General features: G+C 62.8%; 15 protein-coding genes. 11 read left to right on the top strand and 4 right to left on the bottom strand.

The window, feature by feature from the left end; translation table 11 throughout:
- The first annotated feature begins 5 nt into the window (after window positions 1-5).
- Window positions 6-671 (top strand): fumarylacetoacetate hydrolase family protein, encoded by a 666-nt coding sequence (locus PFEN_RS25525; RefSeq protein WP_191489384.1) that lies wholly within the window; start codon window positions 6-8, stop codon window positions 669-671.
- A gap of 61 nt (window positions 672-732) precedes the next feature.
- Here the strand turns inward: PFEN_RS25525 and rpiA are convergent, their stop codons facing one another.
- Window positions 733-1404, bottom strand: a complete 672-nt coding sequence (rpiA, locus tag PFEN_RS25530) for a ribose-5-phosphate isomerase RpiA (RefSeq protein WP_191489385.1) — start codon at window positions 1402-1404, stop codon at window positions 733-735.
- Window positions 1405-1612: 208 nt separating this feature from the next.
- Here rpiA and ilvA point away from each other — a divergent pair, with 208 nt between their 5' ends.
- The 4 genes from ilvA to PFEN_RS25550 all read left to right on the top strand — a co-directional run bounded on the left by ilvA (window position 1613) and on the right by PFEN_RS25550 (window position 5492).
- Entirely contained in the window at window positions 1613-3127 is a 1515-nt protein-coding gene (gene ilvA / locus PFEN_RS25535; protein WP_263596639.1) for a threonine ammonia-lyase, biosynthetic, read from the top strand.
- Between the two features lie 193 nt (window positions 3128-3320).
- A complete protein-coding gene (locus tag PFEN_RS25540) occupies window positions 3321-3749 on the top strand; it encodes a DUF2269 family protein (RefSeq protein WP_191489387.1) in 429 nt (142 codons plus the stop codon).
- 22 nt (window positions 3750-3771) lie between these two features.
- The gene (locus tag PFEN_RS25545) at window positions 3772-5028 is read left to right on the top strand and encodes an SDR family oxidoreductase (RefSeq protein ID WP_191489388.1); all 1257 of its coding nucleotides are present in this window, start codon (window positions 3772-3774) and stop codon (window positions 5026-5028) included.
- Window positions 5025-5492: a DUF2269 family protein gene (locus PFEN_RS25550; RefSeq protein WP_191489389.1), complete on the top strand. Its 468-nt coding sequence runs from the start codon at window positions 5025-5027 to the stop codon at window positions 5490-5492. Before PFEN_RS25545 ends, PFEN_RS25550 begins: the two co-directional genes overlap by 4 nt.
- Before the next feature lie 130 nt (window positions 5493-5622).
- On the opposite strand, the gene PFEN_RS25555 is transcribed toward PFEN_RS25550, so the two are convergent.
- Complete coding sequence (locus PFEN_RS25555) at window positions 5623-6279, bottom strand: HAD family hydrolase (protein WP_191489390.1); 657 nt, start codon at window positions 6277-6279, stop codon at window positions 5623-5625.
- 143 nt (window positions 6280-6422) lie between these two features.
- Between PFEN_RS25555 and PFEN_RS25560 the strand changes: the two genes are divergently transcribed.
- Together PFEN_RS25560 and ptsP are read left to right on the top strand one after the other, a co-directional pair.
- Window positions 6423-6902, top strand: a complete 480-nt coding sequence (locus tag PFEN_RS25560; RefSeq protein WP_040071746.1) for an RNA pyrophosphohydrolase — start codon at window positions 6423-6425, stop codon at window positions 6900-6902.
- Window positions 6903-6923: 21 nt separating this feature from the next.
- A complete protein-coding gene (gene ptsP, locus PFEN_RS25565) occupies window positions 6924-9197 on the top strand; it encodes a phosphoenolpyruvate--protein phosphotransferase (protein ID WP_191489391.1) in 2274 nt (757 codons plus the stop codon).
- Window positions 9198-9254: 57 nt separating this feature from the next.
- On the opposite strand, the gene PFEN_RS25570 is transcribed toward ptsP, so the two are convergent.
- On the bottom strand, window positions 9255-10001 hold the full coding sequence (locus tag PFEN_RS25570) for an NRDE family protein (RefSeq protein ID WP_191489392.1): 747 nt from the start codon (window positions 9999-10001) through the stop codon (window positions 9255-9257).
- 112 nt (window positions 10002-10113) lie between these two features.
- Here PFEN_RS25570 and PFEN_RS25575 point away from each other — a divergent pair, with 112 nt between their 5' ends.
- The 3 genes from PFEN_RS25575 (at window position 10114) to PFEN_RS25585 (ending at window position 12864) form a co-directional block, all read left to right on the top strand.
- Window positions 10114-10896 (top strand): sulfite exporter TauE/SafE family protein, encoded by a 783-nt coding sequence (locus tag PFEN_RS25575; RefSeq protein ID WP_191489393.1) that lies wholly within the window; start codon window positions 10114-10116, stop codon window positions 10894-10896.
- A gap of 126 nt (window positions 10897-11022) precedes the next feature.
- Window positions 11023-11844, top strand: a complete 822-nt coding sequence (gene lgt / locus PFEN_RS25580; RefSeq protein ID WP_191489394.1) for a prolipoprotein diacylglyceryl transferase — start codon at window positions 11023-11025, stop codon at window positions 11842-11844.
- Window positions 11845-11892: 48 nt separating this feature from the next.
- Window positions 11893-12864: a thymidylate synthase gene (locus tag PFEN_RS25585; protein ID WP_191489395.1), complete on the top strand. Its 972-nt coding sequence runs from the start codon at window positions 11893-11895 to the stop codon at window positions 12862-12864.
- 180 nt (window positions 12865-13044) lie between these two features.
- Here PFEN_RS25585 and cadR read toward each other — a convergent pair whose 3' ends face one another.
- On the bottom strand, window positions 13045-13491 hold the full coding sequence (cadR, locus tag PFEN_RS25590; protein ID WP_191489396.1) for a Cd(II)/Pb(II)-responsive transcriptional regulator: 447 nt from the start codon (window positions 13489-13491) through the stop codon (window positions 13045-13047).
- Between the two features lie 83 nt (window positions 13492-13574).
- On the opposite strand from cadR, the gene PFEN_RS25595 reads away from it, so the two are divergent.
- A complete protein-coding gene (locus PFEN_RS25595; protein ID WP_191489397.1) occupies window positions 13575-15932 on the top strand; it encodes a heavy metal translocating P-type ATPase in 2358 nt (785 codons plus the stop codon).

Genomic DNA, 15932 nt, shown 5'->3' on the forward strand with positions numbered 1-15932 from the left:
CGGTAATGAGCTATCAGCACCAGTATGTCGACGGTACCCGCATTCACTTTCCCATCGGCAAGGTGGTGTGTATCGGGCGCAATTACGCCGAGCACGCCAAGGAACTGGACAATCCGGTGCCGACCGAGCCGCTGCTGTTTATCAAGCCGGGCAGTTGCGTGGTGCCGCTCGAGGGTGGTTTCAGCATTCCGGCGGACCGCGGATCGGTGCATTACGAGGCCGAGATTGCCGTATTGATCGGCAAGCCGCTGTCGACCAAGCCCAGTGCTGAAGAGGTACTGGATGCCATTTCCGGTTTTGCCCCGGCGCTGGACCTGACCTTGCGCGACAAACAGTCGGAGTTGAAGAGCAAGGGCTTGCCCTGGGAAATCGCCAAGTCGTTCGATGGTGCCTGCGTGCTGGCGCCGTTCGTGGTTGGCAGTACCTTTCCCGATCTGACCCAGATCGGCATTCGCCTGACCATCAATGGCCAGGTGCGCCAGGACGGGATCAGCAGCGACATGCTCAACCCGATCGTGCCGATGATCCAGTACATGGCGGCGTGTTTCTCGCTGCAGGCCGGCGATGTGATCCTGACCGGCACGCCGGTGGGCGTCGGTCCGTTGAATGCCGGGGATGAGCTGGTGCTGGAGTTGCCGGGCGCCAGCAGTTTCCACGGCAGCGTCCGCTAATCACGACTGCGTCCTCTGTCTGTAGGAGCAGCCGGTCGACGCTCCTACAGGGGGGCTTGCTTCAGGCCTTGAGGGTTTTCACGCCTTCGCTGGTGCCCAGCAACAGCAGATCCGCCGGACGCGCCGCGAACAGGCCGTTGGTGACCACGCCGACAATCGCATTGATCTGACTTTCCAGCTCCACCGGGTTGCTGATCCGCAGGTTGTGCACATCCAGGATAATGTTGCCGTTATCGGTCAACACGCCTTCGCGGTACACCGGATCCCCGCCGAGTTTCACCAACTGCCGCGCCACATGGCTACGGGCCATTGGGATCACTTCCACCGGCAGCGGGAAGGCTCCGAGCACCGGTACCAACTTGCTGCCATCGGCGATACAGATGAAGGTCTTGGCCACGGCCGCGACGATCTTCTCGCGGGTCAGGGCCGCGCCGCCGCCCTTGATCAGGTGCAGGTGTTCGTCGCTTTCATCGGCACCGTCGATGTAGAACTCCAGATCGCTGACGGTGTTCAGCTCATAGACCGGAATCCCGTGGCCCTTGAGGCGCGCGGCGGTGGCTTCGGAGCTGGCGACCGCGCCGTCGAAGGCGCCCTTGTGCTGGGCCAGGGCGTCGATAAAGCAGTTGGCGGTGGAGCCGGTGCCCACGCCGATGATGCTTTTGTCATCGAGCTTGGGAAGGATGAAGTCGACAGCGGCTTGGGCCACGGCCTGTTTGAGTTGATCCTGGGTCATGCGGGCTCCGAAAGCGGGTGGGGGGTGTACGCAAGGCCGGCATTATAAGCGGCGGGGCAGGGAAGGTCATTGTCCGTTTGGCCGCAGGCGGCTCCTGGAGGCAAACCGAGGGCGCGGGCAATAAAACCTCAGGAACCCTGTGGTCGTTGCCGCAAGCGCTGGGTTAGACTCCTCGGTCCCTGCCCACACCCGCCAGCGATGCCTTCCGATGCTCGAACAGTACGTCAAGAAGATCCTCACCTCGCGCGTCTACGACGTTGCCGTGGAAACCCCGTTGCAGAAAGCTCGCCAGCTCTCCGAGCGGCTGGGCAACCAGGTCTGGCTCAAGCGCGAAGACCTGCAGCCGGTGTTTTCCTTCAAGATTCGCGGTGCCTACAACAAGCTGACCCAGCTCAGCGACGCCGAGCGCGCGCGCGGCGTGGTCACGGCTTCGGCGGGCAACCATGCCCAGGGCCTGGCCCTGGCGGCCAAGGTGCTGGGGGTCAAGGCCACTATCGTGATGCCCAAGACCACGCCTGAAATCAAGATCGAAGGCGTGCGCTCTCGAGGTGGCAAAGTGGTGCTGCATGGCGACACTTTCCCCGAAGCCCTGGCGTATTCGCTGAAGTTGGTCGAGGAAAAAGGCTACGTCTATATCCATCCCTACGATGATCCGCACACTATTGCCGGGCAGGGCACCGTGGCGATGGAGATTTTGCGTCAGCATCCGGGTCCGTTGGATGCGATCTTCGTCCCGGTCGGTGGCGGTGGGTTGATTGCCGGTATTGCGGCCTATGTGAAGTACCTGCGGCCGGACATCAAGGTGATCGGCGTCGAGCCGGACGACTCCAACTGCCTGCAACAGGCCATGGCCGCGGGTGAACGGGTGATATTGCCCACCGTGGGCCTCTTCGCCGACGGCGTCGCCGTGGCCCAGATCGGCCAGCATACCTTCGACATCTGCAAGGACTATGTCGACGAGGTGATCACCGTCAGTACCGACGAGATCTGCGCCGCCATCAAGGATATCTACGACGATACCCGCTCGATCACCGAGCCGGCCGGCGCCTTGGGCGTGGCGGGAATCAAGAAGTACGTCGAATCGCGCAAGATCAGCGGGCAGACCCTGGTGGCCATCGACTCCGGTGCCAACGTCAACTTCGACCGTCTGCGCCATGTGGCCGAGCGCGCCGAGCTGGGTGAAGGGCGCGAAGCGATCATCGCCGTGACCATTCCGGAGCAGCCGGGCAGTTTCAAGGCGTTCTGCGAGGCCATCGGCAAGCGCCAGATCACCGAGTTCAATTACCGTTATCACACTGGTCGCGAAGCGCATATTTTTGTTGGCGTGCAGACCCACCCCGACAGCGATCCGCGCAGCGGCCTGATCGACAGCCTGACCGCCCAGGGCTTTCCGGTGCTCGACCTGACCGACAACGAGCTGGCCAAGTTGCATATCCGCCACATGGTCGGTGGCCACGCGGCCCAAGTCAGCGACGAGATGGTGCTGCGCTTCGAGTTTCCGGAGCGTCCGGGGGCGTTGTTCAATTTCCTCACCAAGCTTGGCGGGCGCTGGAATATCTCGATGTTCCATTACCGCAACCATGGCGCCGCTGACGGTCGGGTGGTCGCGGGCTTGCAGGTCCCGGAGGAAGAACGTCATCTGGTTCCGGCGGCGCTGGCGGCAATCGGCTACCCGTATTGGGATGAAAGCGATAACCCGGCGTATCGGTTGTTCCTCGGCTGAAACGCGCTGGATGGCTGCTAAGCTGGTGGGCAGGCCCGGCTCCCGGGACGCTGCCAGCGAAGCTCTTGGCGCTCTCACGGGCCTCTGCGTTGCGTTGCGGCGTCCCGACAAGCCATGCTCCTACAGGATACGAGCTCGGCCCTGTATCTGATTACTGCTCGAAAGTTGATCGTAAAACCAAGGAAACGATGAAATGGAAACGCTCACTGCCTTGAAATTGCTACACGGAGTGGCACCGGTGCTTTTGCTGGGCAGCGCGCTGGCGGTGACGATCAGGCTCTGGCGCGGACGCCGTGCCGGCGACATGACGGTTCAGAACCGTACCTTGCAGCGCCCCTGGTTCTTCGTCTGGGCACTGATGGCGCTGTGCCTGGTCGCGCTCCCGGTCAGCGGCTGGTGGCTGGTGCACCTGGGTGGTTGGCCGTTGGGCCAGGTCTGGCTGCTGGGTTCGAGCGTGCTCTATACCCTGGGCACCTTGAGCTGGGTGTGGCTGGTGGTTCGTCTCAATCGCCTGCGCCATGGCATAGCGGCGCGGCATCCAGGGTTCACACTGGCCCTGGCGATTTTCACGGCTGTCTGTTTTGTCGCCATTGCGGGCCTGATGGGCGCGAAACCGGTTTAAAGCATCAGGCCGGGGAATTGCCATGAAGGTGCTTCTGGTGGGGGCCACGGGTTTCGTCGGTCGCCATTTGCTGGTTGCGTTGAACGCCGCCGGTCACGAGGTGATCGCCACCAGTCGTGGTCATCACGTCCGCTCGATGCCGGGTGTCGAATGGCAGGTGCTGGACCTTGACCTGTTGCCCGGCGATGCCAAGCATTTCATCCTGCCCCACGATATCGACCTGCTGATCAATGCCGCCGGTTTGCTGAGTGTCGATGAGCAGGCGTTGCGCCTGACCCAGGACCAGGGCACCCGGGCGCTGTTCGACCAGGCGGCGCGCCGGGGCGTGCGGGTGCTGCATATTTCCGCGCTGGGGGCCGGCGAGCAGCCGGATGTGCCGTTCCTGGCAAGCAAGGCGGCGGCGGATGATTACCTGATGGGGCTCGGCGTGCCGGCCGTGGTGCTGCGGCCCTCGTTGCTGGTGGGCGCCGGCGGAGCCAGCAGTGCCTGGTTGGCGCGGCTGTCGCCGTGGCCGCTGATTCCCCTGCTGGACCTGCAAGCGCGCTTGCAACCGCTGCATATCGACGATCTCTGCGCCGCCGTGCTGGCCTTGCTGCGGCATTGGCCGGGGCAGTCCCGAATCTTGCCGCTGGTCGGCCCGCAGGTGCTGACATTGGCGCAGTTGCTCGATCAGTTGCGTGCGGCCCAGGGCTGGGCGCCTGCGCGCTACGTGAAAGTGCCGGGGCTCTTGTCGCGGGCTGGCGCCTGGCTGGGCCAGCGTCTTGGTTGGCGCGCCTTGAATCGCCAGAGCCTGCGCATGGCCGGGCGCGACAATGTCGCCGACCCCGAAGCACTGGTCGCGGTCTGTGGCTACCGGGTCGCGCCCCTGGCGAGCCGCCTGGTGGATTGGCCGAACGCTGGCCAGAGTGCCCAGTGGGCGCTGCGGCCGTTGCTGCTGGCGGTGCTGCTGTTGATCTGGTTGGGAACGGCGTTGGTTTGCCTGGGGCCGGGCCATGACTGGAGCCTGCGGATCATGGCCGAGGCCGGTGTCAGCGGGGCGCCGGCGGTGTTCGCGGTCTATGCCGGGGCGCTGTGCGACGGCCTGCTGGGCTTGGGGATGCTGTTCAAGCGCTGGCGCCGGCGTACGTTCCAGGCGCAATTGCTGCTGATGAGTGCCTACACCCTGATTATCAGCTTCGTGCTGCCGCACTATTGGTTTGACCCTTATGCCGCCGTCGCCAAGAACCTGGTGTTGATGGTGGCGACCCTTTGGCTGCTTTGGACCGAACCGCGTCGATGAGTGCTTATCTACTGCTCAAAACCTTGCATATCCTGTCTTCCACCATTCTTTTCGGCCTCGGCGCCGGCTCTGCCTATTACGCCTTGCGGGCCTGGCGCACGGGCCAGGTCGAGGTGATCGCGGCGACCTTCAAGCACCTGGTGTTCGCCGATTGGGCCTTTACCACCACCACGGCGGTGTTCCAGCCGTTGAGTGGGTTGGGGTTGATGCATCTGGCGGGGTGGCCGATCCAGCAAAGCTGGTTGACGTGGAGCCTGGGCTTGTTCGTGCTGGCGGGGATCTGCTGGTTGCCGGTGGTGTGGCTGCAGATCCGGGTGCACAAGATGGCCGAGCAGGCCTTGTGCGCCGGTACGGCGATGCCGATCCAGGCCCGGACCTATATGCGCTGGTGGTTTGTCCTGGGCTGGCCGGCGTTTCTGTCTTTCATGGCGATTTTCTACCTGATGGTCGCCAAGCCGGCCTGATCCGGCACCGAGTCGCCATCTTCGCGGCGATCCGACAAGCTCCGTTCCCATATTAGGTCCTGAGTCGTATGCACTTTCTGTGTCCGTCACAAATCTGATGTGGGAGCGGAGCTTGCTCGCGAAGAGGCCATCAGCCACGCAGACTGATCACCGGCCAGCCACGCTTCTCGGCTTCCGCCCGCAGATTTGGATCCGGATCCACTGCCACGGGATTTGCCACCTGCTCCAGCAACGGCAGGTCATTCATCGAGTCACTGTAGAAATAGCTGTCCTCCAGGCCATGTCCGGTCTCTTCCAACCAACGGTTCAAGCGCGTCACCTTGCCCTCGCGAAAGCACGGTACATCGGTACTGCGCCCGCTGTAGCGGCCGTCGATCATCTCGCACTCGGTGGCGATCAGGGTCTCGACCCCCAGGCGTGTGGCAATCGGTGCGGTGACGAAACGGTTGGTGGCGGTGATGATCACCAGCTTGTCGCCGGCATCGCGGTGTTGGGCCAGCAGTTCCAGGCCCTTGGGCAGCACGATGGGCTCAATGCAGTCGCGCATGTAGTCGCGATGCCACTCGTCCAACTGGGCCATTTCGCTGCGCCCGAGAATCTCCAGGCAGAAATTCAGGTACGCGGCGTTGTCCAGCCGACCCGCCAGGTAGTCCTGGTAGAACTCATCGTTACGGTTTTTATAGGCCACCGGATCGAGAATGCCCCGTTCGCACAGGTAATCGCCCCAGGCGTGGTCGCTGTCGCCGCCCAAAAGTGTGTTGTCCAAGTCGAATATAGCCAGACGCATTGCGGTTACTCGCTGAAAAGCCTGTAAAAAGGTCTCCAGAATACGGTCTTTTCACAAGAGTGCACATAAGGTAGGCAGGCTCGTTGCTGCTTTCACAACCTTTGTGGAACAATGCGGCGACATGCGTTTGCGAGGTGGTTGCCGTGATCGACCCCGATGGTTTCCGTCCTAATGTCGGGATAATTCTGACGAATGATGCTGGGCAGGTCCTCTGGGCACGTCGCATCAACCAAGATGCATGGCAGTTTCCGCAAGGTGGGATCAATCCCGACGAAACGCCCGAAGACGCTTTGTACCGCGAATTGAACGAAGAAGTCGGCCTGGAACGAGAAGATGTGCAAATTCTGGCCTGTACCCGCGGCTGGTTGCGCTATCGTTTGCCGCAACGTCTGGTACGTACCCACAGCCAACCGCTGTGCATCGGCCAGAAACAGAAATGGTTTCTCCTGCGCCTGCTCTCCAACGAGCAGCGGGTGCGGATGGATTTGACCGGTAAACCGGAGTTCGATGGCTGGCGTTGGGTCAGCTATTGGTACCCGTTGGGCCAGGTGGTGACATTCAAGCGCGAGGTCTACCGTCGCGCGCTCAAAGAGCTTGCCCCGCGCCTGTTGGCGCGCGACTGACACGGAGTTCGACCCCGAGCCATGCTCAATACGCTGCGCAAGATCGTCCAGGAAGTTAACGCCGCCAAGGATCTCAAGGCGGCGTTGGGCATTATTGTATTGCGCGTCAAAGAGGCCATGGGCAGCCAGGTCTGCTCGGTCTATTTGCTGGACCCCGAGACCAACCGCTTTGTCCTGATGGCCACCGAGGGCTTGAACAAGCGCTCGATCGGCAAGGTCAGCATGGCGCCGAACGAAGGCCTGGTGGGCCTGGTGGGTACGCGCGAAGAACCGCTGAACCTGGAGCACGCTGCCGATCACCCGCGTTATCGCTACTTCGCCGAAACCGGCGAGGAGCGTTACGCCTCGTTCCTTGGCGCGCCGATCATTCATCATCGCCGCGTGGTTGGCGTGTTGGTGATCCAGCAGAAGGAACGTCGCCAGTTCGATGAAGGCGAAGAGGCCTTCCTGGTGACCATGAGCGCCCAGCTCGCCGGCGTTATCGCCCATGCCGAAGCCACCGGTTCGATCCGCGGGCTGGGGCGTGAGGGCAAGGGCATCCAGGAAGCCAAGTTCATCGGTGTGCCGGGTTCGCCGGGCGCGGCGGTGGGCACGGCGGTGGTCATGCTGCCGCCGGCGGACCTGGACGTGGTGCCGGACAAGACGGTCCTCGACGTCGACGCCGAGCTGGCCCTGTTCAAGACCGCGATCGAAGGTGTGCGCGCCGACATGCGCACGCTCTCGGCCAAGCTCGCGACCCAGTTGCGTCCGGAAGAGCGGGCGCTGTTCGATGTCTATCTGATGATGCTCGACGATGCCTCCCTGGGCAGCGAAATCACCAATGTGATCAAGACCGGTCAATGGGCCCAGGGCGCCTTGCGCCAAGTGGTGTCCGATCACGTCAACCGTTTCGAACTGATGGACGACGCCTACCTGCGCGAGCGTGCGTCGGACGTCAAGGACCTCGGGCGTCGGTTGCTGGCCTACCTGCAATCCGAGCGCCAACAGGCCCTGGTCTACCCGGACAACACCATCATGGTCAGCGAAGAGCTGACCGCGGCCATGCTCGGCGAAGTGCCGGAAGGCAAGCTCAAGGGCTTGGTTTCGGTGCTGGGGTCGGGTAACTCCCACGTGGCGATCCTGGCGCGGGCCATGGGCATCCCGACGGTCATGGGCCTGGTGGACCTGCCATATTCGAAGGTCGACGGCATCGAGATGATCGTCGACGGCGCGCGTGGCGAGGTGTTTACCAACCCTAGTGAAGTCCTGCGTCAGCAATATGCCGGCGTGGTGGAGGAAGAGCGCCAACTGTCCGAAGGCCTGGACGCCTTGCGCGAACTGCCGTGCGTGACGCCCGACGGTCACCGCATGCCGCTGTGGGTCAACACCGGCTTGCTGGCGGATGTGGCCCGGGCACAGCAGCGCGGGGCCGAGGGTGTCGGTCTGTACCGCACCGAAGTGCCATTCATGATCAACCAGCGCTTCCCGAGCGAGAAGGAACAGCTGGCGATCTATCGCGAGCAACTGTCGGCGTTCCATCCGCAGCCGGTGACCATGCGCAGCCTGGACATCGGTGGCGACAAGTCGCTGCCGTATTTCCCGATCGAGGAAGACAACCCGTTCCTCGGCTGGCGCGGTATCCGCGTGACCCTCGACCACCCGGAAATCTTCCTGGTGCAGGCGCGGGCCATGCTCAAGGCCAGCGAGGGCCTGAACAATCTGCGGATCCTGCTGCCGATGATCTCGGGCATCCACGAGATGGAAGAGGCGTTGCACCTGATCCACCGGGCCTGGGGCGAGGTGCGTGACGAAGGCACCGACGTGCCGATGCCGCCGGTGGGCGTGATGATCGAAATTCCGGCGGCGGTGTACCAGACCCGCGAGCTGGCGCGACAGGTGGATTTCCTCTCGGTGGGCTCCAACGACCTGACCCAGTACCTGCTGGCGGTGGATCGCAACAACCCGCGGGTCGCGGACCTGTACGACTACTTGCACCCGGCGGTGCTGCAAGCCTTGCAGAATGTGGTGCGTGACGCCCATGCCGAAGGCAAGCCGGTGAGTATCTGCGGCGAGATGGCCGGTGATCCGATGGCGGCGGTGTTGTTGATGGCGATGGGTTTTGACAGTTTGTCGATGAACGCCACCAACTTGCCGAAGGTGAAATGGATGCTGCGCCAGATCAATTTGAGCAAGGCCCAGGAACTGCTGGCCCAGGTGATGACCATCGACAACCCGCAGGTGATTCGCAGTACCTTGCAGTTGGCGCTGAAGAACCTCGGGCTGTCACGGATGGTGGTGCCGACCGTCACGCATTGATGACTGACTGTAGGAACCTGGCTTACCGGCGATAGCAATCGCCGGGGCAGCCGCAGACTAAATCTTCAGTTCCACCTCTCCCAGATGCCCGCCATAAGGTCCGAAGCTGCGCTCGACCAGATGGCGCCTGCCATCGGCGTGGACGATCAGTACCGTGCTGGCCCGCGTGCCGTAGCTGGGGCTGGCGATAAACACGCTGGACAACAGGCTCTCGGTCGCCAGTCCCACGCCAGTGTCCGGCAGCTCGGCCAGCGGCGCGGTCGTCGGATCGCCGAGCATCGCCAGCAAAGTCTCCGGTCGGGGATCGGCCAGCGCCCAGGACAGTGCCGCCCGGGCCTTGAGCAGTTTCGGCCAGGGCGTATCGAGCCCGGCATTGGACACTCCGTACACACCCTCCGTCAGTTGGCGCGGCTCGCCCTCGTGGGAATTGAAATGCCACAGCGCGTCCGTTGTTCCCAACAACAGGTTGAAACCGGCATATTCCGGCGATTTTTCGCGAACTTCGGCTAAATACTGGTCGATCGGCAGTTCCTCGCCGAGAAAGCCCGCCACCAGTTCCCCACGCGAACGCGGGGCCACCGGCTGGTGTGGATTGCGGATATTGGTCAAAGCCGCAAAACGCCCTCCGGCGCCTATCCCGAGCCAGGTACCACCGGCTTCCAGATCCCGACCCGCATAAACCTGCGGCGTTTCGGGCCATTGCGCCAGCGGCAGGCTCGGGCGGGCATAGAATTCATCGCGGTTGGCCGCGACGATCAGCGGCTGGGCATGGCCCGGGCGCCAGGCAAAGACAATCAGACACATCAGGTTGTCCCTCGATGTTTTTTGTCCACTCTACGCAGGGTATCCATCGTCATCCAGTAGAGCCGTATTCGTCCTTCCGTTACCATGCCGGACTTGTTTCGCGGGGTTGCGCATGGAATTTCTGCTCTATCTGGCCTTGGGGGCCTGTGCCGGCGTGTTGGCCGGGCTGTTCGGCGTGGGCGGGGGGATCATTATCGTCCCGGTGCTGGTGTTCAGTTTCACCCTGCAGGGGGTTGATCCGCTGATCCTCACGCACCTGGCGGTGGGTACGTCCCTGGCGACGATCATATTCACTTCGTTCAATACCATTCGCGGGCATCACCAGCGCGGTGCGGTACGTTGGCCGATCTTTGCCTGGATGGCCGTGGGCATCCTCCTGGGCTCGGGCCTCGGCGCGCTGACCGCCAGGGCCATCGCCGGCCCGAACCTGCAGAAGATCATCGGCGTGTTCGCCCTGGTGGTGGCGGCGCAGATGGCGCTGAACCTCAAGCCCAAGGCCAGTCGCAGCGTGCCCGGCAAGTTCGGTCTCGGTCTGGCGGGGGCGGTGATCGGTTGGGCCTCGGCGATTTTCGGGATCGGCGGCGGTTCGCTGACCGTGCCGTTCCTGACCTGGCGCAGTGTGTCGATGCAGCAGGCGGTGGCGACGTCCGCCGCCTGCGGCTTGCCGATTGCCCTGGCCAGCACCTTGAGTTTCATCATCCTGGGTTGGCACGATCCATTGTTGCCGGCCCACAGCCTGGGTTTTATCTATTTGCCGGCCTTGCTCGGCATTGCCCTGACCAGTATGTTTTTTGCGCGTTTCGGCGTGCAATTGGCGCACAGGCTATCGCCGCTGCTGCTCAAGCGGCTGTTTGCCGGCCTGTTATTCTGCGTCGGGATGAAGTTCCTGCTCTGAGCCACAGGCTCGGTTCAGTCACCCAGGCGCAATATTGGCTTAATGGCGCGGTTGCAAGATGAGCCGCCGGCCCGGACGCTTGCTGATCCTCCGGGCCCTGAATTTTTACTCTATCGAGGAGTTGCAATGCTGCCTTACCCGCAGATTGACCCGGTGGCCCTGGCCATCGGCCCGCTGAAAATCCACTGGTACGGCTTGATGTACCTGGTTGGCATTGGCGGTGCGTGGCTGCTGGCCTCCCGGCGCCTGAACCGTTTCGATCCGACCTGGACCAAGGAAAAACTCTCCGACCTGATCTTCTGGTTGGCCATGGGGGTCATCGTCGGCGGGCGTTTGGGTTATGTGCTGTTCTACGACCTGAGTGCCTACCTGGCTAACCCGACGCTGATCTTCGAGGTCTGGAAGGGCGGCATGGCGTTCCATGGCGGTTTCATTGGGGTGATGCTGGCCGCCTGGTGGTTTGGTCGGCGCAATGGCAAGTCGTTCTTCGAACTGATGGACTTTGTCGCGCCGATGGTGCCGATCGGCCTGGGTGCCGGGCGGATCGGCAACTTCATCAACGCCGAGCTGTGGGGCAAACCGACCGATTTGCCGTGGGCGATGATCTTCCCGCCGTTCAGCGACCCGGCCCAGTTGCCGCGCCACCCGTCGCAGCTGTACCAGTTCGCCCTGGAAGGCGTGGCCCTGTTCGTCATCCTCTGGCTGTTCTCGCGCAAGCCACGGCCGACCATGGCGGTTTCGGGCATGTTCGCCTTGTTCTACGGGATCTTCCGTTTTGTCGTCGAGTTTGTCCGGGTGCCGGATGCGCAGCTCGGCTATCTGGCGTTCGGCTGGGTGACCATGGGGCAGATTCTCAGTCTGCCGATGATCCTCGGCGGCCTGGGCTTGCTGTGGTTCGCCTATCACCGCGCCGCGACCCCACCGGCAGCGAAAGGCGCCGCGCTTTAAATTCGAATCGGGGCCCGTGGGCCCCGTATTCAAGGATGCAGGTAACTCATGAAGCAATATCTCGAACTGGTCGCCCACGTCATCAAGAACGGCACCAAGCAGGCCAACCGTACTGGCGTGAACACCATCAGCTTTCCCGGGGCGATGCTGCGTTATGACCTCAAGGATGGCTTCCCGGCGATCACCACCCGCAAGATGGCCTTCAAGTCCGCCGTTGGCGAGATGTGCGGCTTTCTTCGTGGGGTGAACAACGCCGCCGAATTCCGCGCGCTGGGCTGCAAGGTCTGGGACCAGAACGCCAACGAAAACGCCCAGTGGCTGGCCAATCCGTTCCGCCAGGGCGAAGACGACCTCGGCGAGATCTACGGGGTGCAATGGCGCCAATGGCCGGCGTACAAGCAGATTGCCAAAAGCAATGTCGCCGCCATTGAGCAGACCCTGGGCCAGGGCTATCGGCAGATTGCCGAGGGCGAGGAAAACGGCCAGGCCTATGTGGTGCTGTACAAGGCCATCGACCAGGTGCGCCAGTGCATCGACACCATCATCAAGGACCCGGGCAGTAGACGGATCCTGTTCCACGGCTGGAACTGCGCGCAGTTGGATGAAATGGCCTTGCCACCATGTCATTTACTGTATCAGTTCCACCCGAATGTGGAGACCCGGGAAATTTCCCTGACGCTCTACATCCGCTCGAACGACTTGGGGTTGGGCACGCCGTTCAACCTGACCGAAGGCGCGGCGCTGCTGAGCCTGATCGGGCGCCTGACCGGCTACACGCCGCGCTGGTTCACCTATTTCATTGGTGATGCCCATGTGTATGAAAATCACCTGGACATGCTCAATGAGCAGCTGACGCGCGAGCCGTTCCCGATGCCTAAGCTGGTGATTTCCGAGCGCGTGCCGGAGTTTGCCAAGACCGGTGTGTACCAGCCGGAGTGGCTGGAGCGGGTGGAACCGGGGGATTTCTCGCTGGAAGGCTACCAGCACCATGCGCCGATGACGGCGCCGATGGCGGTCTGAGTTGTCTCAGTTGGGAGCGGTCTCAAGTCTGGCCGAGATTTGTGGCGAGCGGGCTTGCCCGCGTTGGGCTGCGAAGCGGCCCTGGAACCTGTGAATCCGGTGCATCAGGTCGACCGAGGTGGACGGTTTTGCGACTGCTGCGCAGTCGAACGCGGGCAAGCCCGCTCACCACAGGGGGCCTCAATGCCCATGACTTCTTCCGACATGTGAATGCTCTTCAGTCGGCACCACGCTGCCACTGACCTCCAACCGCTGCAAGATCCCGCACTGCTCGACATCCGGCCCGCTGCCACAGCGTTGGCGCAGGTCGAGCAATTGCACCTGCAACGCCTGCAAGCCGTCGATGCGAGCCTTGACGTGGTGGATATGCTCGTCGATCAGCGCATTCACGTTTTCGCACTGGTCCTGCGGACTGTCGCGCAGACCCAGCAAGCTGCGAATTTCCTCCAGCGTCATGTCCAGGCTGCGGCAGTTACGGATAAAGGTCAGGCGTTCCACGTGCGCCTGGGTGTACAGGCGGTAGTTGCCCTCGCTGCGCGCCGGTTCCGGCAGCAGGTTTTCCTTTTCGTAATAGCGGATGGTCTCCACCTGGCAGTCGGTGAGTTTCGCCAGTTCGCCAATCTTCATCGTTCAATCTCGCAAAAGGGGGCTTGACCCTATAGTGGCTACAGGGTGTTCACTTGGCAACAAGCACTTTCAGGGACGTACCCATGAGCGACTCCATCCATTCTTCGCCCAAGCCCGGCAGCGATCCTGCGCAGGCTGGTCACGATCACGATCACGATCACGGCCATGATCATAGCCATGACCACGGTCCTGCCGATAAGTCGGCTCCTCAGTCCTTCCAGGTCCTCCAGCCGGTAAAGGCTTCCCACTCCCATGGGGCGGCCGGGCACGCGCACAGCTGCTGTTCGACCGCCGAGGCTCCCGCGCTGGTCAAGCTCAGCGAGACCACCAGCGCCGACGCGCGGTTGAGTCGTTTCCGCATCGACGCCATGGACTGCCCCACTGAGCAGACGCTGATCCAGAACAAACTCGGCAAGCTGGCGGGCGTGCAGCAGCTTGAGTTCAATCTGATCAACCGGATCCTCGGCGTGACCCATGACCTGTCGTCGACCACGCCAATCGTCGACGCCATCAAGTCCCTGGGCATGCAGGCCGAGCCGCTGGACGAGGGCGCGGCTGCCGAAACCCCAAGTCAGCCGCCGCTGAAGAAACCCTGGTGGCCCCTGGCGCTGTCCGGTGTCGGCGCCTTGGCCGCCGAAGTCATTCACTTCACCAGCCTGGCTCCGACCTGGGTGGTGGCCATCGTCGCGCTGGTGTCCATCCTCAGCGGCGGCCTGGGCACTTATAAAAAGGGCTGGATTGCCCTGAAGAACCGCAACCTGAACATCAACGCGCTGATGAGCATCGCCGTGACTGGCGCCGTGCTGATCGGTCAGTGGCCGGAAGCGGCGATGGTGATGTTCCTCTTCACCATCGCCGAGTTGATCGAAGCCAAATCGCTGGACCGGGCGCGCAACGCCATCAGCGGCTTGATGCAGATGACGCCGGAAAAGGCCACGGTCCGCCAGGATGACGGCGAATGGGTCGCACGCGAGGTTAAAAGCATCGAACTGGGGGCTTTGGTCCGGGTCCGGCCCGGTGAGCGCATCGGCCTCGACGGCGAGGTGGTCTATGGCAACTCAAGCGTCGATCAGGCACCGATCACCGGTGAAAGCCTGCCCATCGAGAAGAACCCGGGCGACAAGGTGTTCGCCGGTACCATCAACCAGGCGGGCTCGCTGGACTATCGGGTGACCGCTGTCGCGGGCAATTCGACCCTGGCGCGGATCATCCATGCCGTCGAGCAGGCCCAGGGCGCGCGGGCACCCACCCAGCGCTTCGTCGATACGTTCTCGAAAATCTACACCCCGGCGGTGTTCGCGCTGGCCCTGGCGGTGGCGGTGTTGCCGCCGCTGTTCATGAACGGCCTGTGGTTCGACTGGATCTACCGGGCATTGGTCCTGCTGGTGGTGGCCTGTCCGTGCGCGCTGGTGATCTCGACCCCGGTGACCATCGTCAGCGGTCTGGCCGCCGCCGCCCGCAAGGGCATCCTGGTCAAGGGCGGGGTGTACCTGGAAAGCGGGCACAAGCTCGACTACCTGGCCCTGGACAAGACCGGCACCATTACCCATGGTAAGCCGGTACTGACCGATTTCCTGCTCCTTGAGCCGCGGGCCCTCGACACCGCATCGGCGATTGCCGCCAGCCTCGCGGCACGTTCCGACCACCCGGTGTCCCTGGCAATTGCCCGCGATGGGCAGGACAAACAGTTCGTTCGGCATGATGTCGAGGCGTTCGAGGCCCTGAGCGGGCGCGGAGTGCGCGGCGAGATCGGTGGAGAAGGCTATTACCTGGGCAACCATCGCCTGGTGGAAGACCTCGGTCTCTGCTCGCCTGCCCTGGAAGAGAAGCTCTTCGCCCTGGAAAAACAAGGCAAGAGCGTGGTGCTGTTGCTCGACGCGTCCGGGCCGCTGGCTTTGTTCGCCGTGGCCGATACGGTCAAGGACTCCAGCCGTGAAGCCATCCGCGAGTTGCACGAACTGGGTATCAGGACCCTGATGCTGACCGGGGACAATGTCCATACCGCCGCGGCCATTGCCGCCCAGGTCGGGATCGACGAGGCGCGCGGCGATCTGCTGCCCACCGACAAACTGCAAGCCATCGAAGAGCTCTATGCTCGTGGCCATCGGGCCGGCATGGTCGGCGACGGTATCAACGACGCCCCGGCCCTGGCTCGCGCCGAGATCGGCTTCGCCATGGCCGCCGCCGGTACCGACACCGCCATAGAAACTGCCGATGTCGCCCTGATGGACGACGATCTGCGCAAAATTCCCGCTTTCATTCGCCTTTCGCGCCAGACCGCGCGTATCCTCAGGCAAAATATCGCCCTGGCGCTGGTGATCAAGGCGATCTTCCTGGTGGTGACATTCCTGGGGTTCGCGACCATGTGGATGGCGGTGTTCGCCGATATGGGCGTCAGCCTGCTGGTGGTGTTCAATGGGTTGCGCCTGTTGCGCAAGTGA

Origin of the sequence: Pseudomonas sp. FEN (assembly GCF_904067045.1) — a bacterium.
Lineage (GTDB): Bacteria > Pseudomonadota > Gammaproteobacteria > Pseudomonadales > Pseudomonadaceae > Aquipseudomonas.